The sequence below is a fragment of the Myxococcus sp. CA023 genome, assembly GCF_010998615.1.
Lineage (GTDB): Bacteria > Myxococcota > Myxococcia > Myxococcales > Myxococcaceae > Myxococcus.
Genome location: NZ_JAAEAH010000109.1, coordinates 1 through 26,803, shown reverse-complemented (window position 1 = coordinate 26,803; position 26,803 = coordinate 1). Strand labels below are relative to the sequence as shown.

The following is a 26,803-nucleotide window of genomic DNA, read 5'->3' as shown; positions in this document are numbered from 1 at the left end:
GGCCAGGCGCCCGCCCCTTCCCCCGGGGCGCCAGAGGCCGAGCCCCAGGCCCGTTCCGTGTCCATCATCGTGGGCGGCGACGTGACGCTGGGCCACAACTACCAGACACACTACGACGCGGAGACCGCCAAGGGCCGCCCCCAGGACGCCCTGCTGGCCTACGGGTTCCAGGAGGTGAAGCCCCTGACGGACGCCGCCGACCTGTTCGTCGTCAACCTGGAGTGCCCCTTCACCGAGCGCGGCGAGAAGCTGCCCAAGAACTTCAACTTTCGCGCGAAGCCGGAGCTGGTGGGCATCCTCACCGCCGGCGGCGTGGACGTGGTGAGCCTGGCCAACAACCACCTGATGGACTACGGCGCCCAGGGCCTGCTCGACACGCTGGACACCCTGGACGCGGCGCACATCCCCTACTTCGGCGCGGGCCGGAACCTGGCGGAGGCCCGGCGCCCGGCAATCGTCACCGTGGGCGGCCAGCGGGTAGCGCTGCTGGGCTACTTCTTCCTGGGCACGCGCAACATCGAACCGCCCGGAGTCTACGCCACGGAGACGACCCCCGGGGTCGCTGGCCACTTCTCCGACGAGGCCGTCATGGAGCAGATGCTCCGGGAGGACATCGCCGCGGCCCGGACCCAGGCGGACATCGTCCTGCCCTACTTCCACTGGGGGCGCGAAGGCACCTACACCCCGGAGCCCTACCAGGTCCGGCTGGCCCACGCCGCCATCGACGCGGGCGCCGCGGGTGTGCTGGGCGCCCACCCGCACGTCCTCCAAGCCATGGAGCTGTACCAGGGCAGACCGGTCGTCTACTCGCTGGGGAACTTCGTCTTCGGGGGGAACTGGAACCCTCGCGACAAGCGCGGCGCCCTGTGGAAGGGCCACTTCGGGCCCGACGGCGGCTACCTGTCCAGCGAGATTCTGCCCTTGAGGACCGACCGCTTCCCGGAGCTGCCCTTTCAGCCGGTGCCCGTCACGGGCGAGGCGGCGGAGGCGGTGCTGCGGCTCCTGGCGGAGTCTTCAGAAGGCGTGGAGCGGATGCTGCCCGAACTGGAGCCGTGGGCCCGTCCGCCTCCCTCCCCCTAAGTCCGAGGGAGGGAGTAGCCAACGCACTAGACCTTGTTGTTGGACTGGCCCTTCTTGGCGCGGTTGCGGCGGCGCTTCAGCTGGGCCTTCCGGCCCTTGGCGCGGTTGGCGACCTTCTTCTTGGAACGATTTCCCTTCTGGGCGGGCATGTGGAAGGACTCCGTGTAGGTGATGTGAAACCGACCGCTAAGCGCGGTGAGGGCGGCCCTTTTTTCATGCTCCCGCCCAAGCGTCCAAGGAATTTCTTGACTCCGCCCGCCCTTGCCAGAGGCCGTGCAAAGGGGCAATACCCCCCGGAACGACGATGATTGACAAACTCGAAGACGTCGAACGCCGGTTCGAACGCCTGACCGCCGACCTGTCGAACCCCGACGTACTCGCCGACTCGGCGAGACTCCAGAAGGTGTCCAAGGAGCGCGCGGGCCTGGAGAAGCTGGTCGAGGCCTTCCGGGCCTACCGCAAGGTGCTCGCCGACCTCAGCGAGGTCGAAGCCTGGCTCGGCAGCAGCGACGCCGACGAGAAGGCCTTCGCGCGCGAGTCCCTGCCCGGACTGAAGGAACAGCGCGACGAGATGGAGGCCAGCCTCAAGATTCTCCTCCTGCCCAAGGACCCCAATGATGAGAAGAACGTCATCCTGGAAATCCGCGCGGGCGCGGGCGGTGACGAGGCCGCCCTCTTCGCCGAGGAGGTCATGCAGATGTACCTCCGCTACGCGGACCGCCGGGGCTGGAAGGCGGACATCCTGGACATGAGCCCGGGCAACGCCGGCGGCGTGAAGGACGCCACGGTGACGCTGTCCGGTGACGCCGTGTTCAGCAGCATGAAGTACGAGTCCGGCGTGCACCGCGTGCAGCGCGTGCCGGCCACGGAGACGCAGGGCCGCATCCACACGTCCACCATCACGGTGTCGGTGATGCCGGAGGCGGAGGACGTGGACGTGCAGGTGAACCCGGCGGACATCGAGATGCAGGTGATGCGCTCCACGGGCTCGGGCGGCCAGAGCGTCAACACCACGGACTCCGCGGTGCGCCTCATCCACCACCCGACGGGCATCGTGGTGAAGTGCCAGCAGGAGAAGAGCCAGCTGAAGAACCGCACCATGGCCATGCGCATGCTGCGGGCGAAGCTCTACGACATCGAGCAGGAGCGCATCCGCAACGAGCGCGACTCCGCGCGCCGCGCCCAGGTGGGCACGGGCGACCGCAGCGAGAAGATTCGCACCTACAACTTCCCGCAGGACCGGCTGACGGACCACCGCATCGGCCTCACGGTGCACAACCTGCCGGGCGTCATGGCCGGTGACGTGGAAGACGTCATCACCGCCTGCCGGACCTACTACCAGGCCGAAGCGCTCAAGGCGCAGACGGCCGGCGGCCCGAAGCCCTCCGCATGAGCAGCGAGCCCTGGACCATCCGCAGGGTCCTCACCTGGACGACGCAGCACTTCGAGAAGCGACAGGTGGATGCGCCGCGGCTCACCGCGGAAATCCTCCTGTCGCACGTGCTCAAGCTCAGCCGCGTCCGGCTGTACGTGGACCTGGACCGCCCGCTCTCCAAGGACGAGTTGGGCGCCTACCGTGCCCTCATCGAGCGGCGCATGGCGGGCGAGCCCACGCAGTACCTGACGGGGGTGCGCGAGTTCTACAACCGCCCCTTCAAGGTGGACGCCCGGGTGCTGATTCCGCGCCCGGAGACGGAACTGTTGGTGGAGGCGGCGCTGCGCATGCTCCCCAAGGACGCGCCCGGCCGCGCGCTGGACGTGTGCACCGGCTCCGGCTGCATCGCCATCAGCCTCGCGGCCGAGCGGCCACAGGCCACCGTCATCGCCACCGACCTGTCTCCGGACGCCTGCGCGCTGGCGCGGGAGAACGCCCAGACACTGGGCGTGGCGGACCGGGTGACGGTGCTGCAGGGCGACCTCTTCACCCCGGTGCCCGCGGGCGAGCGCTTCCAGGTGGTGGTCTCCAACCCGCCGTACATCGCCTCCGGGGAGATTCCCGGCCTGTCCGCCGAGGTACGACGCGAGCCGACGCTGGCGCTCGACGGCGGGCCGGACGGGCTGGTGGCGGTGCGCCGAGTGGTAACGGGTGCGCGCCAGTGGTTGGAGCCTGGCGGCCTCCTTGCATTGGAGATTGGCGAGGACCAGGGCCCCGCCGTCCTGGAGCTCCTGCGCGCCGCGGGTTACGCGGACGCGCGGGTGGAGAAGGACCTGGAGCGGCGGGAACGGATGGCATTTGGGACACAGCCCGTGGCCAGCGAGCCACAGGGCTGAAGACGCAGGGAACCATGGACAAGATCGTCATCAAGGGCGGCCAGGCGCTGCACGGCGAAGTGCAGGCCTCGGGCGCGAAGAACGCGGCGCTGCCCATCCTCGCCTCGGCGCTGCTGGCCGACGGCACCTCCACCTACCGCAACGTGCCGGCCCTGGCGGATGTCGCCACCATGCTCAAGGTGCTGCGCACCATGGGCTGCGACGCGGAGCGCGACTCGGAGACGACAGACGTCTGCCGGGTGGGCGTCAACGGCCACATCACCCCGGAGGCGCCATACGACCTGGTGAAGACGATGCGCGCCAGCGTGCTGGTGCTGGGGCCGCTCGTCGCCCGCTTCGGCCGGGCGCGGGTGTCCATGCCGGGCGGGTGCGCCATTGGCGCGCGGCCCATCGACCAGCACCTCAAGGGGCTGAAGGCGCTGGGCGCGGACATCCACCTCACGGAAGGCTACGTGGAGGCCACGGCGAAGCAGCTTAAGGGCGGCACCGTCAACTTCGACGTCATCACCGTCACCGGCACGGAGAACGTGATGATGGCGGCGGTGCTGGCCAAGGGCCGCACCCTCATGGAGAACTGCGCCCGCGAGCCCGAGGTCGAGGAGCTGGCCAAGGTGCTCAACAAGATGGGCGCGCGCATCGAGGGCGCGGGCACGTCCATCATCACCATTGAGGGCGTGGACGGGCTGAAGCCGGTGGAGCACGCCATCCTCCCCGACCGCATCGAGGCCGGCACCCTGCTGGTGGCGGCGGCCATCTCCGGCGGCGACGTGCTGGTGAAGCGCGTGGTGCCCGAGCACATGGACGCGCTGGTGGAGAAGCTGCGCGAGGCCGGGTGCACGATTACCACCGAGGGCAACGGCCTGCGCTGCAAGGCGCCCCAGCGGCTGGACGCGGTGAACATCACCACCACGGAGCATCCGGGGTTCCCCACGGACATGCAGGCCCAGCTGATGGCCCTCATGTCTGTCAGTCAGGGGACGTCCGTCATCAGCGAGAACATCTTCGAGAACCGCTTCATGCACGTGCCGGAGCTGCACCGGCTGGGCGCGGACATCACCATCCAGGGGCCCACCGCGGTGGTGAAGGGTGTGAAGGGCCTGAGCGGCGCGCCCGTCATGGCAACGGACCTGCGGGCGAGTGCGTCACTCATCCTGGCCGGGCTGCGAGCGGAGGGCCGCACCGACGTCAGCCGCGTCTACCACCTCGACCGGGGCTATGAGCGCCTGGAGCGCAAGTTGAGCGCCCTGGGTGCGGACATCCGCCGCGAGAAGGCGTAGGGCTGGGGGGCTGGGGGGCGACGGGACGGCGCGTTGCCAACAGAAGGCACAAGGCGGGTTGCATCCGAAATTTCGCGCGACCTATCATTCTCCAATCGACTGGGGAGAACACCACTCCCCCCCAACAGGAGAATGGAACCGCCCCATGGATTGCCCCAGCTGCAACGTCGAGATGTCCGATCTCGAGGGGGATGATCAGACGTTGCGAAAGTGTGGAGATTGCGGCGGCCTTTGGATTGACGTCGCGGACCTCAACCGGGTCCTGCTCCACAACAACCTCCCCGGGCTGGAGAGCCAGGGCGGCAAGGTGGATGCGGAGGCACTGACCGGTCAGTGCCCCGAGTGCCAGGTCGACCTCGTCCGCGTGGACGGTGGCGACCGCCAGCATCCGCTGCATTACGACACCTGCGAGTCCTGCGGCGGCATCTTCCTGGAATCCGAGTTCCAGAACGCCACCGACGTGAAGGTCGCGGTCGAGGAAATCATCGCGTTCTTCCGCCACTTCGGCGCGAAGCGGAAGATGGCCGCTCTGTAGGCGGAGTGTGTCGCCCCCCGGGAAACCAACCGGGCGGGCGGCAGCCACCCTGTCAGCTCATCGCTGGCTGCGGAACTCCTCGCCCCAGGCCTCGGCGACGGGCCCGTCGAACGCCAGCGATGCATCCGGCGGGCGTGTCCCCTCGGAGTCCCCTCGCGGGAAGCGCACTGTCACCCGCCCGTGCGGGGGGACGTCCAGGGACAGCTTCTCTCCGGACAGCGTGTAGGCGCCACTGACTGTCGTGGACACCTCGCCCTCCAAGGGCTCCTCGGTGAGGCTGTAGGTTCCGTCCAGGTAGAAGGACAGGAAGCGGTGTGGTGCGCCCTTCAGGCCACCGAACCAGGTGCCGAGCAGCGGCGCCAGCCGGCCGTTGTAGCGCAGCTTGGGCGCCAGCCAGGTGCCATTGAGGGCCTTCCCACCGGCGTAGAAGACGATGTCGGTGACGCACACGGGCGCGTCGTCCTTGGCGCCCGGGAAGCGCTCCGACACCTCCAGCGTGAAGCGGGCGCCCCGAAGTCCGGGCTTGAGGGGTACCACCTGGAGCCCGCGCTTGTCCTCCACGCTGACGCTGCGTGCTTCCTTGATGCCGGTCAGGGTGAGCTTCCGCGCCCGGGCGCGGGCCTTGAACGCGGCCCGGTCCGAGCCGTCGCCCGTGTACACGCGGACCTCGTCCACGGTGACGATGTCCTTGAACCCGAAGGTGAAGGACGCGGGCGCGTCTCCACTGACACACCACGCGGTGGAGTCGCGGCCGTCGAGCACGTTGAGGGGCCCGTAGCGCTCCGGCTGACTGGTGCGGTCGAGCCAGTCGGAGGCCTGGACGTAGCCGGGCGGGACATTGGATGCGGCGGAGGCCGCCGTGGCGGACAGGAGGGAGGCGAGGAGCAGGCGTCGCATGTCTCCGCATCTTTGATCGCCTCGCGAGCGCGGCTCCAGTCCGAGCACGCACGGAGCGGCCGGGTGGATGCGGATGAAAGCGCCCGCGCGGATGTTGGGGCGCTTGACACTCCGTCCCCGACGGGAAGGATGGCGGCCTGTGCTGGAGGAGACCGTGATGAGACGCTGGGGGTGGGCCTGTGTGCTGGGGCTGATGCTGGCCGGCTGCAAGGAAGACAAGGCGCCGGAAGCTCCGGACGCGGGTCCGGTGGAGACGGGACCGGCCGCTCTCACGGAGAAGGAGCCCAACGACCGGCCTGACCAGGCCCTGGACATCACTCGCAACAGCACGGTGAGCGCGGAGCTCACCGCGCAGCCGAACAAGGCGGACGAGGACTGGTACCGGCTGGCGCCCGGCGCGCCGCGCATCGCGGACGTCACCGTGTCCGGCCTGCCCGGCGGGGACATCACCCTGGAGGTGTATGACCGCGACCGCAACCGCCTGGTGGGCGTCAACAGCGAGGGTGAGGGCAAGCCGGAGCGGTTCCCCAACCTCTACGTGGAGAACGAGCGCTTCATCCGCGTGGTGCCCACCCGCAAGGGAGTGGGCGGCGCGTACACGCTCGAGGTCCGCATGCGCGCGCCCGAGGACGGCGAGGAGCGCGAGCCCAATGACCGCGCCGTGGATGCGGTGAGCCTGCCCCTGGGCCAGACGGTGACGGCCTTCCTGGGCCATGCCGGCGACGAGGACTGGTACCGCATCGAGCTGCCGGACCCGACGCAGCCCTCGGCCCCGGAAGGCGCGGGCCCGGGTGGGACGGCGGAGGACCCCTCGACCGCGCCCTTCGGCGATTCGCCGTCGCAGGGCACGCCGTCCCCAGGAGATGGCACCGCGCCGCAGGGGATGGGCGGCATGCTGCCCGGAGCTGGAGGCACAGGCGCCCCCCTGGGGCAGGACGACGCGATGGGCGGCGGTCTCGCCGGTCAACAGGGCACGACCGGCGCTGGCGCGGGCGCCGCTGCGGCGAGGCATGACCTGACCGGCAACGGTTTCGAGACCGAGGAAGGCGCGGCCCCCCGGGGCACCGAAGCAGATGGAACGCCCGGCCTCACGGCCCAGGAGGGCATGCGGGGCGCGTCGCCCGGCCAGGGCGGAGTGGATGGCTTCGCGCGTGACGAGGCGCCGCCCTCCCCCGCCGTGGAGGGCACCTTCGCGGGCAGCGAGCCGCCGCCCGTGGGCAGCCAGGCGGTGGGCGAGGCCATTGCCCGCGCGCTGGACGCGGGCACGGCGGTGCCCGTGCCCCCCGAGCCGCCCTCGGTGGCGCTGAAAATCGAGCTGACCGGCGTCGACGGCGTGCGGCCGGAACTGTCGGTGCTGTCCGCGGCGGAGGCGCCGCTCTTCACCCTGCGCGGCAAGGAGGGCGAGACGCTGTCGCTGCGCAACATCGGCGTGCGCGCCATGGACCGGGTCGTCTACGTGGTGGTGAAGACGAGCTGGGTGGGCACCGGCAAGGAGGCCCGCAGGCCGTTCAACACCACCATGCCGTACACGCTCACCGTGTCGCAGGAGGAGGCCGGCGCCAGCGCGGAGCTGGAGCCGAACGACGAGCTCCACAAGGCCACCCCGGTGACGGCCGGCGGCTACCGCCAGGGCTTCCTGGCGCCCAAGGGCGACGTGGACCACTTCGTCCTGAAGACGTCCGAGCCGGTGCTGGCGAAGGTGGAGCTGACCGGCGTCGAGCGGCTGGACCTGGTGCTCTCCATGGTGGAGCCCCCGGAGGGGGAATCCGGAAAGGAGACGGTGCTGCTGCGCGCCAACGACGGCGCCATCAAGGAGCCCGAGCGCCTCAACAACGTCGCCTGCAACGGCGCCTGCTACTTCCGAGTGGAGGGCGCGTCGCGCAAGGTGGACGGCAAGTGGGTGAAGGACTTCGAGAACGCCGAGCAGCCCTACCGCATCACCGTCACCACGGTGCCGGACAACGGCGGCGAGGAGCGCGAGCCCAACAACACCGCGGACCGGGCGCAGGACCTGATGCTGGGGCAGCCGGTGCGGGGCACGGTGTATCCAGTGAAGGACACGGACTTCTTCCGGTTGGACCTGTCGGACCGGCCGGTGCGCACGCCCATCCGGGCCACGCTGCTGGGCATCCTGAAGGTCGATGTGGGGCTGTACCTGCACCGCGTGCAGCCGGACGGGAAGCTGTCGCTCGTGCAGACGGCAGACCGGGCCAAGGGCGACCAGCCGGAGAGCATCCGCTACAGCGCCGAGCCGGGCGGCTACCTCTTCGAGGTCCGGGACGCGCGCAACCGCGAGTCCAACTTCCAGGATTCGTACCAGCTCACCGTCGAGGAGTCGGAGTAGGCGCCTCACTTCCCGTTGACAAGCCTCAGGGCGGCCCGTAATTTGCGCCCTGCTTCGCCTGCGGTGGTAGCTCAGTTGGTAGAGCACGAGCTTCCCAAGCTCGGGGTCGAGGGTTCGAATCCCTTCCGCCGCTCACTCATGAAGGCCGGTAGTCCTTGAGGAAACTCGGGACTACCGGCCTTCGTCTTTTCGGGCCTCGGGGCGTCTTGCAGCAAGGATGCTGCAAACGGCGTGAAGCCGGTCCCGCCGCTCCCGTCCCCGGCTCGCGCCTGCTGCACCTCCGGCGGTTGCTGGGGCTAGGCGCGAAGGACAGCTTGTCGAAATCGAAGCTCCTCCTCACCAGTCCTGCCCCGTCCACTCACGGCCTCCTCTCCTTCCTCGCCGCTGACAGGGGCGCCACCCTCGCCTCCTCTCCTGCTTTGGGGAGGAGCTGTCGAATCACGGCCGCTGCGGGAGGGGGCTTGAGATGGGAGGGCGCATCCGCAGCAATGGTGAGAATTTTCAGCAAGACTGATAGGGATTGCTGCACGCCTGTCTGCAGAGCGAGCTCGATATCAATTGAGAAATGGCAATGGGAATACCCTCTCAGGTGAAAGGGTATTCGCGCCCGCAACTCCGCTATCGAGTCGTAAACACCGCCGGTCTGACGGAAGCGAGACGCCCAGCGCGGGGCGTGGGTCGCTGACGGGGCGCGGGCCTGCGGTCTGGAAGCCAACGCGCCGCTGGGGGACCGCGGCGCGCCGGTCCGGCATCGTCCGCCCGGTGAGTCGTGGCTCCTGGTGGTCTCACTTGAGGTATCAACTTGAATCCACACCACAGGACCTCATCCCGGAGGGGATGGATGCACCTGCGCGAGCCTGCCCGTGTGCTCGCGCTGACTGCCCTTGCGCTCGCGACGCCCGCGCTAGCCGCCGAGGGATTCACCTCCGTCACCGCCAGTGGGGATGACGGCAACGTCCCCTCCAACGCCATCGACGGCGACCCCACCACGCGCTGGTCCAGCGACGGAGTGGGAGAATGGCTCACCGGCGACCTGGGCGCGGTGAAATCGCTCAGCGCCGTGGACATCTCCTGGCACCGTGGCAACGAGCGCGTCAATCGCTTCGTCATCTCCACCTCCACGGACGGCACGAACTTCACGCAGGTGCACTCCGGCAGCTCGTCCGGCAACACCGCCGCGCCGGAGCGTTACTCGTTCTCCGCGGTGAACGCACGCTACGTGCGCATCACCGTGAACGGCAGCACGATGAACACGTGGGCCAGCATCGCGGAGCTGGCGGCCGTCACCGACGGCTCGAACCCGCCCGGCGCTCCCCCCGAGCGTTTCACCTCCGTCGCCGCCAGCGGAGATGACGGCAACGTCCCTGCCAACGCCATCGACGGCGACCCCGCCACGCGCTGGTCCAGCGACGGCGTGGGGCAATGGATTACCGGCGACCTGGGCACGGTGGCGCAGCTGGACGCCGTGGACATCGGCTGGCACCGTGGCAACGAGCGCGTCAACAACTTCGTCATCTCCACCTCCACGGACGGCACGACCTTCGCACAGGTGCATTCCGGCAGGTCATCCGGCAACACCGCCGCGCTGGAGCGTTACTCGTTCTCCGCGGTGAGCGCGCGCTTCGTGCGCATCACCGTGAACGGCAGCTCGATGAACACCTGGGCCAGCATCGCGGAAATGCAGCCCGGCACCGGCTCGACCCCGCCCACCAACCCGCCCACCGACCCGCCTGGCGAGCAGGGCCAGGACAAGTTCGGCGTGACGATGATCTATCCGACCAAGTCGGGCGGCGAGCAGTGGTTCCTGGCGGACAACGCTACGTCCGACAAGCGCTTCGACCCACAGAACACCATCAGCCGCAACTCGGACGGCTCCTGGAAGATGAGGAACAGCAAGGTGCGCATGTCCGTGTTCACCTCCACGGGCTACAGCGCGTCCAAGATTCCGACCTACGACCGCGACGTGCTGGCCAGCCGGGGCTACATGCAGGCGGCGAACGACTGGCGGAACATCGAGATGACTGGCTTCGTGAAGGTCAACTCGGTGTCCGACGTGTCGGACAACTTCGCGTGGTACGCGCGAGGCGGCAAGCACAACGACAGCCACTCGGGGTGCGAGGGCAGCAGCTACAAGGGTTCGCTGCACTATGACGGCCGCGTGCGCTGGCAGAAGGAGACGTGGCACGTCTCCTACGACCAGACGTCGTACAAGTCCGGTACCTCGGCGCTGCGCGGCCGCTGGGTGGGCTTCAAGTCGGTGATGCGCAACACCAAGGTCAACGGAAAGGAGGCCGTGCACCTGGAGATGTACCTCAACGAGAACGCCGACAAGAAGACCTGGAAGAAGGTCTACGACACGGTGGACTCGGGCAGCTGGGGTGGTGACGCCAGCCACTGCGGCGGCGCGGTGAACGCAATGCCCATCACTTGGGGCGGCCCCATCGCGGTGTTCCGCTGGGACAGCGCCAACGACGTGGACTTCAAGTGGCTGTCCGTGCGCGAAATCTCGCCGGAGCAGTGAGCCGCTGACCACGTGACGCCCGCCCCGGTGCTCCTTCCTTGGAGTGCCGGGGCGTGGCGTTTCAGGGCATTCGATGGGCGCCTTCACCGCGAACTTCGCCACGAAGAGCGGCCATCTCCGGTGCATGGCAAAGCAATCGAGCAATCCAAGAACAGCCCAACAATGAGCCGATTCCCGGCCAGCACCGACCGGGCCTGCGACGAGCAGAGTACGCGCCCTCTCGCCATGGATTGAGGGCGGGCACCCCTCCGGCTCCGCCGCCGGATGAGCGGTCTCGAGTCCCGTGGGTGGGGGGAAAGCCAGAGCTGGAGGTGTCTCCACATGGAATGCCCGCATGGATTCGCGAGCCCTCCCGCACGCTGCGGGAGATGCCCTGCGGGACGAGGAGTGCGCCGAAAAAGTGTTCTCCACTGCGTGGAGGTCACGGCCCCCAAGGCGGTTGTGATGGAAGCGACAGCACATCATCCTCCGTAGCCGCAACAATTATCGGAAAGGCTTGCGGTTCATGCGGCCTGACCGGTTCCGGGGGGTACCATGAACACACTGAAACAAAATGTGCGGATGGCTTGCGGTCTGATTTTCGGCTCGCTGCTGATGGCGGCCTCGCCAGGCTTTGCCCATCCCTCTGATGCAGCCGGCTGCGCGGACCGTCAGCGTGAGGGATTCAAAGACATCGCGCGCTGGCCTGACATCGCGGGGTGCGCCGGTGCATGGCGGATTCCGGGCCTGCACACGGACAACCCGGGGATTGCTCCGGCCTGCCCGGGCCTCGTGACCTTCGACACCCTGACCCCCGCCTGCGGCCGCAAGGGCGGTGACGATGGCCCGAAGCCGGGTGGCGCCGGCTGCAACGTGGCCGACCTCTGCGCGAGCGGCTGGCACGTCTGTACGAGCGACGCCGAGGTGATGAGCCGGTCCTCCACCGGTTGCAAGGGAGCCACCAAGGCGGGAGACCAGGCCCTCTTCTTCGCCACCCGGCAGAGCACCAATGGCTGCGGCGTCTGTGCCAACGGAACCTCGACAGGTCCGGAGTGCGACTCCGACAGCTGCACTCCTGGCTGCCTGCAGACCGCCCGAACGTCGAACGACTTCTTCGGCTGCGGCAACTTCGGAACCGAGGCCACGTGTGGCCCCCTCAACCGGTTCTCGGAGAACCTGTGCTCGGGGCTTGAAGGCTCGCCATGGTCGTGTAACGCCGCGACGACCGCTGACGACAACGGCCTCTGCGAGGCCTACACGGCCATCAAGACGGGCTCCCGCTTTGGCGGTGTGCTCTGCTGCCGCGACACCTGCACCGATTCCGACAAGGACGGCGTCTGCGATAGCGCGGACCGCTGCGCGGGCACCGTGCTCCCCGAGTCCCTGTCCACAGGCTCCCTGCCGGGCATGAACCGCTTCGCCGATACTGACGGAGATGGCACCTTCAACACGCTGTCGTCGAACGACGGCGAGCCGGAGCGCCGCTTTACCCTCGTGGACACCGCTGGTTGCAGCTGCGCGCAGATTGTCGATGCGCTGGGGATGAGCCAGGAGCACGCCCAATCTGGATGCAGCCTCAGCACCCTGGAGAGCTGGGTGTCGCGCGTGAAGGAGAACTAGAGGGTCTGAAGTTGCCCCCATCCTGATGGGCAGATAACGCATGGGCGGGTCGAGGCCGGGCTTCCCAAGCTCAGGGGCGAGGGTTCGAATCACTTCCGCCACTCACTCATGAAGGCCGGTAGTCCTTGAGGAAACTCGGAACTGCCGGCCTTCGTGTTTTGAGGCCTCGGAACGTCTTGCAGCAAGGATGCACCCGCCGCTCCCCTCCCCGGCTCGCGCCTGCCGCACCGCCGGCGGATGCTTGGGGACAGGCGCGAAGGACAGCTTGTTGATTTCCTCGCGCAGATAGGCCGGGTCCACATGGCCTAGCGCCGCATGGTGAGGTTCGGGTCCGAGTGCAGCAGGACGCTCGCCACCGCCGGGCTTGCCCCGGACTGGATGAGCAACGAGGCGCAGGTGCCGCGCAGGTCGTGAAAGCGCAACCGGCGCGGCCATGCACCGCAAATTGGCGCTCCTCCGGACGCGACCCGGTTTCCTGCACTGTCAGACCTCGGAGATAGGACTCCTCAGGCCGGGCTCCCGTCTCGCTGCCGTCACGCCTGCATGCAACAGCTGCAATGGGGTCTCCGACCACGGGGCCCTGCTGGAGCAGGCGCTTCGACACGGGAGAGGGGATGAGGGGGACGTGCGCTCCGAGTCCCATGCCGTGCGCACAACCGCCGCGAGGGAACGCGGCTCCGAGGTCATACATGTCCATTCGTCACACACTCGCCATCCTGGCGGGTTCTCTGCTCATCGCCTGTGGGGCGGTCGAGACCGAGTCGTCCGACACCTCCACCGCGACCGTGTCGCAGGAGCTCAGCGGGTTCAGCGGCCCGATGAGCAACTCCCATCAATATCCCAGGCTCGCGATGCTGAACGACGGGCGCGTGCTCGCCGCCGACGGCCTCGTGTCGGAGCTCTACGACCCCGCAACGAATACCTGGACCGCCACGCCGCCCATGACCGCCAGTCGCGTCTTCCACAGCCTCATCACCCTGGCGGATGGACGGGTGCTGGCCGCAGGGGGTGGCATGGGAAGCTACCTGTCCTCTGCGGAGCTGTTTGATCCGCAGACGAAGACCTGGACGCCCACGGGCTCGATGGCCGTCGGCCGCGAGCGGGCGCTGAACACGCGGCTGGCGGATGGACGCGTGCTGGTGATGGGAGGCCTGAGCACCGGCTTTGTCACCGTCAAGTCCGCCGAAATCTATGACCCCGCGACGGGGACCTGGTCGTCCGCGGGCGAGGCCAACTACCCCAGCTCGCAGGGCACCGCCACGCTGCTGCCGAACGGGCGCGTGCTGCTCATCTCTATGTATGGAGGCGAGCTGTTCGACCCCGCCACGAACACCTTCACGAAGGTGGGGACCATGACCAACGGGCGCACCGACCACGTGGCCGCGCTGCTGCAGGACGGCCGCGTGCTCCTCGTCGGGGGACGCACGGCGACGGAGCTGTTCGACCCGGCGCTGCTCCAATTCACGGCCACCGGCTCCCCGACGAACAGCAGCCGCTGGCAAGCGACTGGCACGGTGCTGGCAGACGGCACGGTGCTGCTCACGGGCGGCTACAACAGCGCTGGGGAGACGCTCGCCTCCGTCGAGCGCTACGCTCCCGCCACGGGCACGTGGACTCAAGGGACCCCGCTCCTGCAGAAGCGTGAGTACGCCAAGATGGTCCAGCTGACCACGGGCGACGCCCTGGTGGTGGGCGGCGTGTACCGCATCCCCGGCAGCGGCAGCATGATCATCGGCAGCACCCAGGCCGCGGAGCTCATCTCCCTGACGACGTGCACGCCCATCACCTGTGAGGCACAGGGCAAGACCTGCGGCACCATTCCCAACGGCTGCGGCGCCACGTTGAGCTGCGGAACCTGTGGCGCAGGCCAGATGTGCTCGGCGGCCAACGTCTGTGTCTGCGCGCCCACCACCTGCGCCGCGCAGGGCAAGAACTGCGGCACCATTCCGGACGGGTGTGGCAGCACGCTGAGCTGTGGCACCTGCGGCGCCGGCCAGGCGTGCTCGGCGGCCAACGTCTGCGTGTGCGTGCCCACCACGTGCGCGGCCCAGAACCGCACCTGCGGCAGCATGTCGGATGGTTGCGGTGGCACGCTGGACTGCGGCACCTGCGGCGCCGGTTCCGCCTGTGACACGGGTCCGGGAGTCTGCGTGCCAGTGCAGTCGGGACAGGCGCAGTACGACGCGACGCTGAAGGTCCCCGTGTGCACGGGCGAGTCCTCCTCCTGTGACTCGGGCACGCTGCTCGTGGGCCGTGGCCCCGTGGGCTCCGAGCCGAACGCTCCCAACACCCTGGGCGGCACCTGCGCCGACGGCATGGGCGGCAGCTTCCATGTGGACGAGTCGCTGGACCGGCTCAAGGTGCGCAGCCTCGACGGCGGTCCGCTCACCGCGGGCAAGACGGTCATCGTCGACGCGACGGTGTGGGCCTTTTCCGGCTACTCGACCGACTTCCTGGACATCTACTCCGCTGCGGATGCGTCCAACCCAAGCTGGGTCTTCGTGGCGACGGTGGCTCCGTACACGGCGGGCTCCCAGGTCCTATCGACGAGCTTCGTGTTGCCGCACGGTGCCCGGCAAGCCGTGCGCGGCGTCTTCCGATACAACGGCTCGGCGGTGCCCTGCTCGACGGGCTCCTACGATGACCGTGACGACCTGGTCTTCCAGGTCGTGACGCCCGCCGACACGCAGGCGCCCGCCGTCTCGCTCACGTCTCCCGTGCCGGGGGCGACGGTCCGCGGCCAGGTGGTGCTCCAGGCGTCCGCGAGCGATGACGTCGGCGTCACGCGTGTCGACTTCTACGTGCAGACCAACACCCCGGGAACGCAGGCGGCGCTCGTGGGCTCCGACACCACCGCGCCGTACTCGGTGACGTGGAACACGCTGCAGGCGGCGCCCGCCAGCTCGTACCTCCTGACCGCGCGCGCCTACGACGCCGCGGGCAATGAGACGGTCTCCGCGCTCCAGGTCAACGTCGTGGACAACACGGGGCCGGGGGTGACGCTGGACAGCCCGCTCAACGGCGCCACGGTGAGTGGAACGGTGACGCTGGCCGCCACCGCGCAGGACTACTCGGGCATCCAGAAGGTCACGTTCTACGTCGACGGTCAGGCTGTCGGTACGGCCACGAGCGCGCCGTACTCGGTGGCTTGGAGCGCGGCGAGCGCCACGGCGGGCACGCACACCGTGCATGCGGTGGCCTGGGACGTGCCGGGCAACTCCGCATCCTCCCAGTCGGTCAGCATCACCGTCGCGGGGTCGTCGGGCGGCGCCATCCAGGCGAGCTACAGCAGCACGTGGCGTGCACCGTCATGCGCGGGGGTTGGGGGGGTGAGCTGCGATTCGGGCACCCTGCTCACGGGCCGGGGCAGCGTGGGCCCCGAGCTGAACGCGCCCAACACGGTGGGCGGCAGTTGCTCCGATGGAAACTCAGGCAGCTTCCACAGGGACGAGTCCATCGACAGGCTTGTCCTCGCCACCGTGGATGGTGGGGCGCTGCGCGCGGGCACGGCGGCACGACTCACCGCAACCGTCTGGGCATTCAACTCGACGAACGTGCTGGATGTGTACTCCGCGCCGAGCGCCACGTCGCCGGTGTGGACGCTGGTCGGGACGGTCCCCGCCGCGGGCTCCGGCCTCCAGAGCCTGTCGGTGACCTACACACTGCCGGCCGGCTCCGCGCAGGTGGTGCGCGCGGTGTTCCGTTACGGGGGCGTGAGCAGCCCCTGCCCCACCGGGGAACTCGACGACAAGGACGACCTCGTCTTCAGCGCGCTGTAATGAGGTGAGGGTGGCGCACGGGATGCCTCCGTGCGCCACCTTGCAGGGTGTGGGTGGAGGCCGGCGAACACGTCCACTTCACTCGAGTGGTATCATGAGGGAGCCATTGGAACGCCACGAAGCCTGATTCGACTCCGACCTGCGTGAGGACGAGCGCTGCATGGCTCCGGGAAAGAGCATCACCTGCTGGGACGACGGCGTGTTGCTCAGCGATGAGCGCTCATTGGTGATGTGCAAGCCAGCCGGCGTCGCGTGGACATGGGACGCTCCGTCCAGCATCGCCCAGCCCCGTGTGCGAAGCCGTAAGCCCTGGCACCATGCGGTCCGCTGTCCCGCCTCCCACCCAACAAACCGTTGAGGTCAGCTCACGCATGTCCAAGACCAACGCCCCTTCAGGACTCGGGTCCGAGTACCACCCGCTCGACTCTCCCCAGCTTGAGAATCCACATCCGTTCCTCGCGCGTGCACGGAGGGAGGAACCGGTGTTCTTCAGTCCGGCGTTGGGGGCGTGGGTGGTGACGCGCCATGCGGACATCAACGCCGTGGTCGCCGATACCGAACGCTTCTCGTCCGCCGAGTCCATCACAGTGGGCGCCGCGACGACGCCGCCGGAGGTGGTCACCGCGCTGATGGACGGTTACCCCCTGGTGCCCAGCCTCGTCGACAATGATCCGCCAGCGCATGGCCGCTTCCGGAGCCTCGTCAGCAAGGCCTTTACCGGGAAGCGCCTCGCGGAGAAGGAGCCCTTCATCCGAAACCTCGTGGACGCGCTCATCCACTCATTCAGGCACGAGAGGCAGGCGGACCTGTTCCTCCGGTTCGCCCATCCGCTGTCGTGCAGCATCATCGCGGAGATTCTCGGAATCCCCAGCTCGGACATCCACCGGTTCCGGCGCTGGTCCGATGAGCTGTCCACGGTCCTCGCGGCGCATGGCCCCATCGAGCACCAGGTCGCGTGCGCGCGAGGCGTGGTCGAGTTCCAGCGATACCTGGCCTCGGCGCTCAAGGAACGGGAGGTGTCCCCCCGAGAGGACCTGCTGAGCGACATCGTCACCGGGGCGCAGGGGATGACGCCGCCCATGAGCATGGCGGAGCTGGTGAGCCTGCTGATGCAGGTGCACTTCGCGGGACATGAGACGACCGCGGGCCTCATCGTGGGAGCGGTGGAGCTCCTGCTCGACCATCCGGAGCAACTGCGGGCACTTCGGGACGACCCGGGCCTCATCGCGGGCGCGGTCGAGGAGGCGGTGCGGATGATCTCCCCCGTGCATGCCATGTTCCGTACGGCGCTGAGGGCGGTGGAGATTGGGGGCGTGCCCATTCCCAAGGGAGCCCACATCCGCATCGTCTACGCGTCGGCCAACCGCGACGAGGCCCGGTTCCACGAGCCTGAGCGATTCGACATCCGGCGGCCTGACGTCAAGAAGCACCTCGCCTTCGGGCAGGGCCTCCATTTCTGCATCGGCGCGCCGCTCGCGCGGCTCGAGGCACGCCTGGCAGTGGAGGCTCTGCTTCGAAGTCTCCCGGGGCTCCGGCTCGTACCGGGGCAGAAGCCGGGCTTCCTGAGGAGCGTCACCGTCCGGAGGCACGAGAGCCTCGATGTCACGTGGGACGTCGAGGCGATTCAGGCCCTCTGACGACCCGACGCACAGGCCGGTGAAGAGACGGCCCTCCTCCAGCCCAGACATCAGATACGCGACGAGCGCGTCGATGTCCGCCTGGGCCAGGTGGGACGTCTTGCAGCAAGTCAGCTTCGGCAGCCGACCGATGCCCTCCACCAGGGCCTGCACCTTTGTTACCGGGGCCAGTGCTCGCCCAACGAGGCGTCGAGGCGAGGACTGGGGACCTGCTGTGCTCCGGACGTCAGTAGTCCCAGCGGTAGACTTCCAGCTCCTTCACGTCATAGCGGGTCGCTCCGCTCATGCTCAGGCCGAAGTACTGGTACGTCTGGTCCGACGTGAAGGAGTGGATGTGCGTGCCACCGCCCGAGCCCGTGCGGGTGGCGAGCGACACCCAAGAACTCATGCCCGGCGTCCAGCCCATCAGCGTGTAGCCGGGGGGCACGAAGCTGCCCCATTTCACGACGACGCGGCGCACGGCCTCCGCCCGGCCCAGGTTGACGTTGAGCCACACCGTGTCCGAGGTGTTGGCGTGGTACGCCGAGCGCCATGCGCTGCGATAGTTCTCCAGGTGGTAGGCGCCATTTCCGTCCACGGCCGCGCTGGGGGCGCTGATGCCCGTGTTCTCCGAGTCGCTCGCGCTGGCCGCCATGCCGAAGGCGAGGTTGGGGTTGGAGTCCAGATCGAGTGAGCTGCCGAGGTCGTTCACGACTTCGAAGTCGACGATGAGGTTTTCCGTCTCCGGCTTCGTGCTGCCCAGCGCCTGTTTCACGCCCGGGGTGACGTCAATCCAGCACCCCAGGGGCTTGTAGGGGGATGCCGCGCGGCCTCCCAGCGCGGCGTCACTGAGGATGCTGTCGGCGGGCCCGGAGTCCTGGAGCGTGGTGAGGACGCTGCGGCCGTAGCCCGCGTGCCCCGGGTGGCGGTTGGTGATGCGAATCTGCGTGCCCCACTTCAGCGAACGCGTGCTGCTGGTGCGCAGATCCGACTGGGCCGCGGTGACGCCAGCCAGGTTGACGATGGTGTTGTTGGCGGCGTTGTAGCCGTAGTCCAGGGGGAGCGCGACGTAGAGCGCGCTCCAGGAGATGGTCTTCCCACTGGCGCCGGTGCCCCCCCAAAAGCTGGAGGCATAGGCGCGGCGCTTGCCGGTGAACTGCGCGTTGGCGGTGCCACAGAGGAGCATGGCGAGCACGAGCGTCCAGATGGGCAGGCTGCCGCGGGACAGGGATGGGAGCATGGAGCGAAGCCTCTCGGGGGAAGGGACGGGGCGAGCTTCGGAGCCATTCGGTGCGGGTGTCAAAAATCCGCCGAGGCGCGACTCCGGTGCGCAGGCGCCGGGTGGTGCACTGGACAGGCGCGGCGAGTCCACGGTGTGGAGCGCTTGAGGTCGGGCGAGGGAGGGCGTGCGGCTGGAACGCAGTTGCGTCCTCCCGTGACGCAGCAACGCCCCGCTTCCGGATGAAAACGTGCGCCCGCACCAGGAGGTCGTTGGGTGCACGAATTGCAGTGAGTCTCGGCTGGGGCTTCTCCCTGAGAATGAGACATCAATGCCAAGCACGAGCGCTTCTGGAACCTGGGTGCAGTTCTTCGACATGTGGGGCTACCAGCACGCCTACATCAACTTCACGGGCGCCCAGAACGTCTCGGATCTGGATGACTACAAATTCACGCTGTTTGGCTCCAGCTCCCCAGGCAGCGCCAAGGTGGGGGACCACATCGAGTCGCTGGTGACCGGCCCCCAGACCTGGCTCATCGTCTACGAGGATAAGGACTACAACAAAAAGCACCCGAGCAAGACGAAGCTGTATTTCGGCCCCAACACGCTCGTGTCCGACTTGGAAGGCGAGTACCGCTTCGGTGACAACATCGACAGCTTCCAGATGTTCAGCGCCCAGCCCGCGGACTGGCCCGGTGCGTCCGCGGCACGGAATGGGGCCATCACCCAGTTGGCGATTGTCGAAGAAAAAGCGCTCTTCGCCACCATCTCGAACGATCTGGAGTCGCTGGTGGGGGCGCTCATCAACCTCATCCCGGACATCGGAGGGTTCCTCAGCAGCCTGATGGGCATTTTCTGGCCCTCCACCACCAACCCCAACCTCATCTGGGAAGCCATCCAGCGGTACATCGTCAAGGCCGTCTACCTCGGCGTTGAGTCATCGGTGATGAGCTCCGTTGAGAACGAGTTCCGGGGCATCCTCAACGCCATCAAGCTGTATCAAAACGACCGGCTCTACAATGAGTACGACGGCCTGTGTCAGCTCATCGCGGACCGTGCCCCATATTTCACCTACAACGCCAACTACCCCGCGTCGCAGTACCCCTCGCAGAAGCTGCCCTATAGCTCCGCCTATTTCACGATCGCGCTGGCCATCTACAGCGCGCGCTGGCGTTACTTCGACCAGATCTATGCCTCGGCGCCTTGGTATCCGACAGAGGGGCCCGCGAAGCGCGAGGCCTTCAGGTTGGCGCTGGACTCCTTGCTGGAGCAGGCCACGGCCGCGCTGAAGGTGATGGCGAAGCAAGCCTTCAACGAGCAGAAGGCCTGGGCGGAGTCGAAGGCGCAGAACCAGTACCGCGAGCGGGAGGCGTTCCTCTATACTCAACAGTTCGCCGTCAATACGCTGGGGTGGTTGGCGCCCTCCTTCATGTGGCCGTGCTTCGGCTCCACCGGCCAACTCCCCGTCCAGAGCGTCATTCACGCACTGACGGGTCCCTACGGTGGCGCGGAGAACATCTCGGGAGGGGGCCGTGAGAAGGACGCCGCCGCCAATGGTCAGAACATCTCCCGCGTCCTCCTTCGCACGGGCAGCCGGGTGGATTGTCTCCAAATCTGGATTGACGGCTCCGAGCAACCCATCCGGGGTGCCGCCGGTGGAAGCAATGTCTGTGACGTCACCTTCGCGGAAGGGGAGTATGTCGTCGCGGCCTTCGGGTATGGCGGCACCCTCGACGCCGGCTCGCTCAATCAACTCTACCTCCGCACCAACCTGGGGAGGCAGTTCGGTGGAGGCGCTCCGGGGAGCACCCGGTTCCAGTCGCTGGCACCCCAGGGCGTCGATGCTCGCCTGTCGGGTTTCACCAGCGCGCTCCAGCCCAATACCCTCAACAGCATCTCCTTGCTCTGGCGCTTCGAGACACCCACCACGCCCGGGTTCGACCCTATCGCGTGGCTGGACCTCCCTGGGCTCACCGACAGGTAGCGACAGCCCGCTGTCTCCGCCGCCGAGGAGCTCTGGGTGGCGGAGACGCTCACCCAGTCCAACCGAATCGCCACGTGGCGCTACCGTGACGAGCCGTTGAGCTGAAGGGCCGGCGACATTCGCGTCGCGCTCCTCCATCGCGCGACGGCGTGTCCTATCGCCGGCCGCGTCTCACGACGAGCGCTAGCGCGAGCAGGGCCATGGGGAATAGCGCGGACGGACCACCCTGACAGCCGCAGCCAGACTCCGTCTCCGAAGGGTCCTCCGGCGAGCCCCCATCCACAGAGCCCGCGTCCCCGGCCGGAACTCCCGAGTCCGCCGTGGGATTTCCACCGTCCGTGCCCGTGCCTCCCCCATCCACGCCAGGGTTGGAGCCGCCGTCCACCTCACCGGGCCCACCTGCATCCGTCGCGCCCGCATCGAGGGGCCCCGCGTCCGCCTCTCCCGCGTCCGCCTCTCCCGCGTCCGCCTCTCCCGCGTCCGTCGCGCCCCCATCGGGGGTCCCCGCGTCCACGGGCCTGCACTCGCCCTGCTGGCAGGTCCCTCCCGTGCACTCCGTGCCATCCTCCATGGGAGTCGAGGCGCAGTTGCCCGTCTCCGTGCAGATGGGCAGGTGGCATTCATCCGGCGCCACACAGTCATTCGCATCCTGACACTGCGCACAGACGAAGCCCTCGGTCTGGCTCACACAGTACGGCGTCGATGCACCGCACGGAGAGCACGACTCCCCACAGAAGAGCGACGAATCACAGGGAGCGCACAAGGCCGCCGCGTTGCAGCGGTAGCCCGCCTCGCATCCCCCACTCCCTGGCGCGTTGGCGAACTGACGGTTGCATTGGGCGCACTCGGTGGGAGCTGGGAACGAGGGCCGCCCCGACTCCGCCTGATGAAACATCCCGGGCGTGACGAGCACGAAGCCCTCGGCAGCAAGCTTGATGACGGGCGGTGAGTTCGCGGCCCTCTCGAAGTCCGTGAAGGCGCCGTCGTATACCGACATCTCGAGTGCGGCGTGCTCCCCGATGTTCGTGTGGAGCACCTCCACGCCGTAGAGTCCGGGCTGCGCGAAGTGGACCGTGTTGGTTGCGCGCCACGTCGGTGCGCCGAGCGTCGGCGGACGATTGATGACCGGGTAGCTCGTCTGGTCGCGGTCAAAGAGCGTCAGGCTCACCGAGTCGTCGGCGTAGAACCCGAAGTGCAGGGGCCTGTCGACCATGTCGCTCGTGACTGCGATGAAGCCACGCAGGCGGGTCGCGAAGGATGTGACGGCATCGCTGTAGCCGAAGTCACATCCTCCGATGGGGCAGCCCGCGACGGCCCCTGTGAAGTCCCCGTAGCTCAGCGTCCTCCCGTCATTGAGGTTGTTGGACAGGTCCAAGGGCGTCCGCAGCACCGAAGTGACGCGGTTGCCCAGGTTCGCCTCCATGAAGGCATTGATACCAGCGATGTAGCTCGACTGAGACTGGGGGAAGTCAGCCGCTGGATTCCGCGAGACGCTCGTCGCGGCGCAGAGGCCCGCCCCCGTCGTCTCGGGAAGGGGCGCCACGGGAGGTCCACTCACCATGACGGCCTGCGCACTGGCGGTGCGAGGAATGGACAATCCACACAACAAGAGCAAGAGGATGCGGAGCAATCGCATCCGCTCGTCTTACTCCTGGCCGGCGGACTCCGACAAGTGCGACCGGATGCCTCCGTCACTCGCAAGCCCACCGAGCGCCTGGGGCATCCACACGTGCGCAATGCCTATCCGAGCGCATCGAAATGCGGGGGACGTCCACCTTCACCATCGTAAGCCACGAGGGGAGCCGCCACAGGTCACGCCGCGCGGCGCGCATGGGACGAACAGGAGTCATGTCGAGGCAAGGAATGGAGCAGCGGGCCGAGGCGAGCCCTCACGACGCACCTGCGCAGTCGCGACATGGAAATGCCCTGAAAATCACCGACCGAAGACTCTCCTGAATGGTCGTTCTTCAGGGCGCGGAGAGACCTCGCTCCAGGAAGCATGGACCGGCGCACCGCGCAGTGCAGCGAGAGCCGACTCATGAAGAGTCGCTCGATGCGATTTCAGCAAAGGAAAGAAACATGCGTAGCGGAATGAAGTGGCTCGCGATGGGAAGCCTTGGACTTGCGCTGTGCACGGGATGCTCGGGGGCGGAGGCAGAGCAAGCCGCCCCCGGTGAAACAGAGACGCCCGTCAACACGACGACTGAGGCCAGCGTCGTGCTGCGCATCGAGGTCGAGCCCGGCCACACCGTCACGTTCTACGAGCCTGTTCCGGGCGCCCTGTACCTGGCCGAGCACAAGCTGCCGACCCAGTCGTTCATGCTCGGCGACAAGGAGTCCGCGAACGCGCTGCTCGCGTTCGAAAGGCTGCTCCCCGGGGCGCCGGTCCCCGCGGAGCTCCAGGCCGCGTACGGCCGCGCGCTGAACCTTCCGAGCGACGTGGATGAGCAAGAGTCCTCCGCGGGCGGAGGTGACAGGGAGGACGCGTCCGCGCGGGCGCAGCGCCCTGGCGTTACCGAGCAGGCGCTGACGTCTTCGAGCAGCGCGGCCACGTTCGTCAACAACGGCGGCTGCAATTGGGGACCGCGGTGGAGCACCTGTGCGGTGAACTGGGCCAACGGCTACTATGCCTATTCGACCTCGACGTCCGGCCTCTGCGGCGTTGACCACTATTCTGGCAACGGCGTGATCATCCAGATCACCGTCGGGAGCACCATCACGTCGGTGTTCCAGGGCGCGGGAACTCACGCTCAGTACAGCCTGGGCTCCGCCGGGGTTTCGACCACGCGCCGGCTCGACATCACGAACGCCTCCGGCGACAGCTTCCACGTGGGCTGCCGTTGGGGCATCTGAGGTCATGAGCAGGTGATTCGCGGCTCGTGCTTCCGCCGGGGGATTCCTCCGGCGGAAGCAGGCCAACGACAACACCTGAACTACGGGCTCACCGGCTTCAGGCAGTAGAGCGTGGTGCGCTCGCGAGAGCGCGCCATGTGCAGCGGGTCTGACGTGTCCTTCGCTTTCGAATGCCGCGCCGGGGTCGACCGGGCCCACTGCACCGACAGGCCGCACCGTTCGAACTCCGCTTCGAGCCACCCGGGTGGGCGAAGGCCGAGCAGCACCGCGAGGTCCGACAGGAGCAGCAGGCCCACTCCCCCAGGAGCAAGCGAAGCGGAGAGTCCTTCGAGAAAGCGCCGCAGGAACTGGCTGTCCTCGTCGAACACCGCGCGGTCCACCCGGTTCTTGGGCGGTTCGGGAATCCAGGGGGGGTTGCACACCACGAGGTCCGCCGTGCCCTTTGGGAACAAGTCGGCCTCGGCCACCTGGAAGCGCTTGCCGAGCCCGAGCCGCTCCGCGTTCTCCCGGGAACAGGCCACGGCGCGGGAGTCACAGTCCGTCGCCTGCACGGACGCCGCGCCCCGCTGGAGGAGGATGAACGAGAGCACGCCGGTTCCCGTGCCGATGTCGAACACGCGCTTGCCCTTCACCTCCGTGAGTGAGAGCAGCAGTTCCACGTAATCCGTGCGGGTCGGAAGGTAGACGCCATAGTGCGGGTGAAGCAGCCCCGTGAGGCCAGGAACAGCGAGTCCCTTGCGACGCCACTCCGCCGCCCCGAGCATGCCAAGGAGTTGCTTGAGCGGAACCACGGTGGTGTCCGTCGTTGGAGCCCCCCAGACCTGATGGCACGCCAGTGAAGTATCCGGCGCCCGCGCGAGCCCGAGCCGGTAGTCGCGGTCGAGAGACACCACGATGCGCGACAGCGTCTCATGTTCGAGCTGCCGGGCCCGCCGCTCGGCACGGAATGCCTCCAGTGGCGAGCGCGCCTTCGCCGGCCGAGGGAGCCGCCGGCTCAGCGCGCCGAGGAGCTGCTTCGCGTTGTGGAAGTCACCGGAGTACAGCAGGAACTCGCCTCGGCGCACCCGCTTGAGCGCCGTATCCGCGCTGAGCCGGTCATTCACGGGAGACAGCCGAGCAGGCGCGGGTTCCGCGCTCTCTGAGTGCCAGGTGACGGCGGAGTCCAGCGGCGGCTCGGACAGAGAGGTGGAGGGGTTCGGCCCCTCGGGCGAGGCATCGGTTCGGGGAGCGCGAGGCATGGCGATGGGGTAGCACGTCCACGCGCTCCCGTCGCGTGTGGGAAACCACCGGCTCTCGCCGCGCCCTCAACGCTTCTGACGGCGACGTGGTCGTCCTGACGCACGACGCTTCGAGCCACCGGCAGGCGGGCCGCGTCTGAAACGTTGTGCGCCGGAACGCTGCTCCGGGGCGTGGGCCGGCTGCGGCTGCCTTCGCTCTCGCCTCCCGCCGCCGTCGCCCTGTGATGGGCGCTTCGAACGCGTCGAACCGCCCGCTTGCATCGAGCCACTGAGCGCCTGGCTTGCGTCTTTCGCCACGCCTTCGGGCCCGACCGTGCCCTTCACGGCATCTCGCACGGGTCCACCAGGCCCGAGTGCCTGGTCGGCCACGCGGTTCACCGTCCCGCCGGGTTCCAACGCTCCCTTCGCCGCCCCTCCCACATCCTGGACGGCCTCGGACACCGCTCCGCCAGGCTTCAGGCTCTCATGGGCGGCTTCCCCCACCTCGCCTATCGCATGCCCCACGGGCCGAAGCAGGCTGGCGAGCAGTTCGGGGTTGCGGTCGAGTGTCTGGAGCGCACGGTCCAGGATTTCATAGACACGCTGGAGCCGGACCTTGAGCAGCGCCTGGGCCTCCACGCCTTTGATGGTCAGCTTGACCCGTTCGATGCCCACGTCGGCGCCCACATCGAGGCGCACGAGGTTGGCCAGCTCGGCATGCAGTGAGACGCGTGCACGCAAGTTCTCCACGTCGAGCGTAATCTCATCCACCTTCACCGTCGGGACGTCGAGCAGCACGTCGGGCACGATTTCGATGGGCCCCTCGTCGACGCCCGCCTGCGCGAGCGCATGCCGGGTCTCCTCTCGCGTGGCTCCGCCTTCCCGCTGCGAAGGCCGCTCCTCGGGATTGTCATGCTCCGTCTTGTTCGCGGACTTCGTTCCCCGTAATCGCCATGCCCCCCATCCTGTCTTTGCCACGTTCGACCTCCTCCCTCTGTCAAGAGTGAGGAGCGGACGACGGGCCTGACACCCGGTGTGGCCAAAGGGCCTCGTCCCACTGGCCTCAGTCCCTCGAAAGGAACTGCCGGCAGCCCGCAAGGCTTCTCACGCAGGCAGCCAGGGACCCCACGGGAGCAGGCCACGCCCGCCTTGCCACAGCCTCCCGAGCAACGCGTCTCCAGATTGAAAGGGAGCTGTTGGCCCATGCTCCAGGGAGTTCCCCATGCCGGTACGTCGACCACCGCAATCAAGTCACGCGCGTTTCCAGAGCGCGCCATTGAACGACCAGGAATCCGAGCTGAACGATGACGTCGCCATTGCCGCAAGCGCCCGGGGCGAATCGCTCGTCGTGCATGCAATCCATGGCGTTCATGTTCGCACCTGGTCGTCTCCTGGCGTCGAGAGCGTCCACACCTCGCACCGGACGGGCGTACCGGCGCCCCTCACGACAGGGCACTACGGGCCCTTCGAAGCATCCATGCATGTGGGAACACGGTTTCAGGAGCCTTCAGCGCCCCCACCGTCCGGCAAGGCCCAGCCCCCTCGGAAGCGCTCCGGGCGGAGACGCGGCTGAACCGCCATCGGTAGCCAGGGCGGGCGCCCCCCGTCCCC

The 26,803-nt window shown here is 68.0% G+C and carries 18 protein-coding genes and 1 tRNA gene; 13 read left to right on the top strand and 6 right to left on the bottom strand.

Annotation, left to right across the window (positions count from 1 at the left end):
* Window positions 1-1,080 (top strand): CapA family protein (locus F8M74_RS33915; RefSeq protein WP_163884682.1); only part of this gene is annotated, 1,080 nt, incomplete at its 5' end.
* 26 nt (window positions 1,081-1,106) lie between these two features.
* On the opposite strand, the gene F8M74_RS38485 is transcribed toward F8M74_RS33915, so the two are convergent.
* Window positions 1,107-1,229 (bottom strand): hypothetical protein, encoded by a 123-nt coding sequence (locus F8M74_RS38485; RefSeq protein ID WP_002637587.1) that lies wholly within the window; start codon window positions 1,227-1,229, stop codon window positions 1,107-1,109.
* A gap of 155 nt (window positions 1,230-1,384) precedes the next feature.
* On the opposite strand from F8M74_RS38485, the gene prfA reads away from it, so the two are divergent.
* From prfA to F8M74_RS33895, 4 genes are all read left to right on the top strand, one after another.
* Window positions 1,385-2,473: a peptide chain release factor 1 gene (gene prfA / locus F8M74_RS33910; RefSeq protein ID WP_140864643.1), complete on the top strand. Its 1,089-nt coding sequence runs from the start codon at window positions 1,385-1,387 to the stop codon at window positions 2,471-2,473.
* Complete coding sequence (gene prmC / locus F8M74_RS33905; protein ID WP_141257633.1) at window positions 2,470-3,351, top strand: peptide chain release factor N(5)-glutamine methyltransferase; 882 nt, start codon at window positions 2,470-2,472, stop codon at window positions 3,349-3,351. The genes prfA and prmC overlap by 4 nt, the downstream gene beginning before the upstream one ends.
* A 14-nt stretch (window positions 3,352-3,365) precedes the next feature.
* Window positions 3,366-4,628 carry a UDP-N-acetylglucosamine 1-carboxyvinyltransferase gene (gene murA, locus F8M74_RS33900; RefSeq protein WP_141257634.1) on the top strand — a complete coding sequence of 421 codons (1,263 nt, stop codon included), beginning with the start codon at window positions 3,366-3,368 and terminating at the stop codon, window positions 4,626-4,628.
* A gap of 145 nt (window positions 4,629-4,773) precedes the next feature.
* Window positions 4,774-5,163 (top strand): zf-TFIIB domain-containing protein, encoded by a 390-nt coding sequence (locus F8M74_RS33895; protein ID WP_141257635.1) that lies wholly within the window; start codon window positions 4,774-4,776, stop codon window positions 5,161-5,163.
* Window positions 5,164-5,220: 57 nt separating this feature from the next.
* Here F8M74_RS33895 and F8M74_RS33890 read toward each other — a convergent pair whose 3' ends face one another.
* The gene (locus tag F8M74_RS33890; RefSeq protein WP_228560721.1) at window positions 5,221-6,060 is read right to left on the bottom strand and encodes a discoidin domain-containing protein; all 840 of its coding nucleotides are present in this window, start codon (window positions 6,058-6,060) and stop codon (window positions 5,221-5,223) included.
* 157 nt (window positions 6,061-6,217) lie between these two features.
* Between F8M74_RS33890 and F8M74_RS33885 the strand changes: the two genes are divergently transcribed.
* The 6 genes from F8M74_RS33885 (at window position 6,218) to F8M74_RS33860 (ending at window position 17,940) form a co-directional block, all read left to right on the top strand.
* A complete protein-coding gene (locus F8M74_RS33885; RefSeq protein WP_171410473.1) occupies window positions 6,218-8,404 on the top strand; it encodes an ABC transporter substrate-binding protein in 2,187 nt (728 codons plus the stop codon).
* A gap of 60 nt (window positions 8,405-8,464) precedes the next feature.
* Window positions 8,465-8,537 (top strand) — tRNA-Gly (locus F8M74_RS33880).
* A gap of 708 nt (window positions 8,538-9,245) precedes the next feature.
* The gene (locus F8M74_RS33875) at window positions 9,246-10,925 is read left to right on the top strand and encodes a discoidin domain-containing protein (RefSeq protein ID WP_228560719.1); all 1,680 of its coding nucleotides are present in this window, start codon (window positions 9,246-9,248) and stop codon (window positions 10,923-10,925) included.
* Between the two features lie 561 nt (window positions 10,926-11,486).
* Entirely contained in the window at window positions 11,487-12,524 is a 1,038-nt protein-coding gene (locus tag F8M74_RS33870; protein WP_141279844.1) for a hypothetical protein, read from the top strand.
* Between the two features lie 689 nt (window positions 12,525-13,213).
* Window positions 13,214-16,303, top strand: a complete 3,090-nt coding sequence (locus F8M74_RS33865) for an Ig-like domain-containing protein (protein WP_162295094.1) — start codon at window positions 13,214-13,216, stop codon at window positions 16,301-16,303.
* Between the two features lie 371 nt (window positions 16,304-16,674).
* The gene (locus tag F8M74_RS33860) at window positions 16,675-17,940 is read left to right on the top strand and encodes a cytochrome P450 (RefSeq protein WP_141257640.1); all 1,266 of its coding nucleotides are present in this window, start codon (window positions 16,675-16,677) and stop codon (window positions 17,938-17,940) included.
* 226 nt (window positions 17,941-18,166) lie between these two features.
* Here the strand turns inward: F8M74_RS33860 and F8M74_RS33855 are convergent, their stop codons facing one another.
* Window positions 18,167-19,159, bottom strand: coding sequence for a discoidin domain-containing protein (locus F8M74_RS33855; RefSeq protein ID WP_141257641.1), 993 nt, complete (start codon window positions 19,157-19,159; stop codon window positions 18,167-18,169).
* 310 nt (window positions 19,160-19,469) lie between these two features.
* Here F8M74_RS33855 and F8M74_RS38275 point away from each other — a divergent pair, with 310 nt between their 5' ends.
* Entirely contained in the window at window positions 19,470-21,122 is a 1,653-nt protein-coding gene (locus F8M74_RS38275) for a hypothetical protein (protein ID WP_228560717.1), read from the top strand.
* Between the two features lie 154 nt (window positions 21,123-21,276).
* On the opposite strand, the gene traA is transcribed toward F8M74_RS38275, so the two are convergent.
* Complete coding sequence (traA, locus tag F8M74_RS33840; RefSeq protein ID WP_141257642.1) at window positions 21,277-22,758, bottom strand: outer membrane exchange protein TraA family protein; 1,482 nt, start codon at window positions 22,756-22,758, stop codon at window positions 21,277-21,279.
* A gap of 443 nt (window positions 22,759-23,201) precedes the next feature.
* On the opposite strand from traA, the gene F8M74_RS33835 reads away from it, so the two are divergent.
* Entirely contained in the window at window positions 23,202-23,975 is a 774-nt protein-coding gene (locus F8M74_RS33835) for a hypothetical protein (RefSeq protein WP_141257643.1), read from the top strand.
* An 80-nt stretch (window positions 23,976-24,055) separates the two neighbouring features.
* On the opposite strand, the gene F8M74_RS33830 is transcribed toward F8M74_RS33835, so the two are convergent.
* A complete protein-coding gene (locus tag F8M74_RS33830; RefSeq protein ID WP_141257644.1) occupies window positions 24,056-25,213 on the bottom strand; it encodes a class I SAM-dependent methyltransferase in 1,158 nt (385 codons plus the stop codon).
* Between the two features lie 66 nt (window positions 25,214-25,279).
* Complete coding sequence (locus tag F8M74_RS33825; RefSeq protein ID WP_141257645.1) at window positions 25,280-26,170, bottom strand: hypothetical protein; 891 nt, start codon at window positions 26,168-26,170, stop codon at window positions 25,280-25,282.
* Window positions 26,171-26,803: the final 633 nt, after the last annotated feature.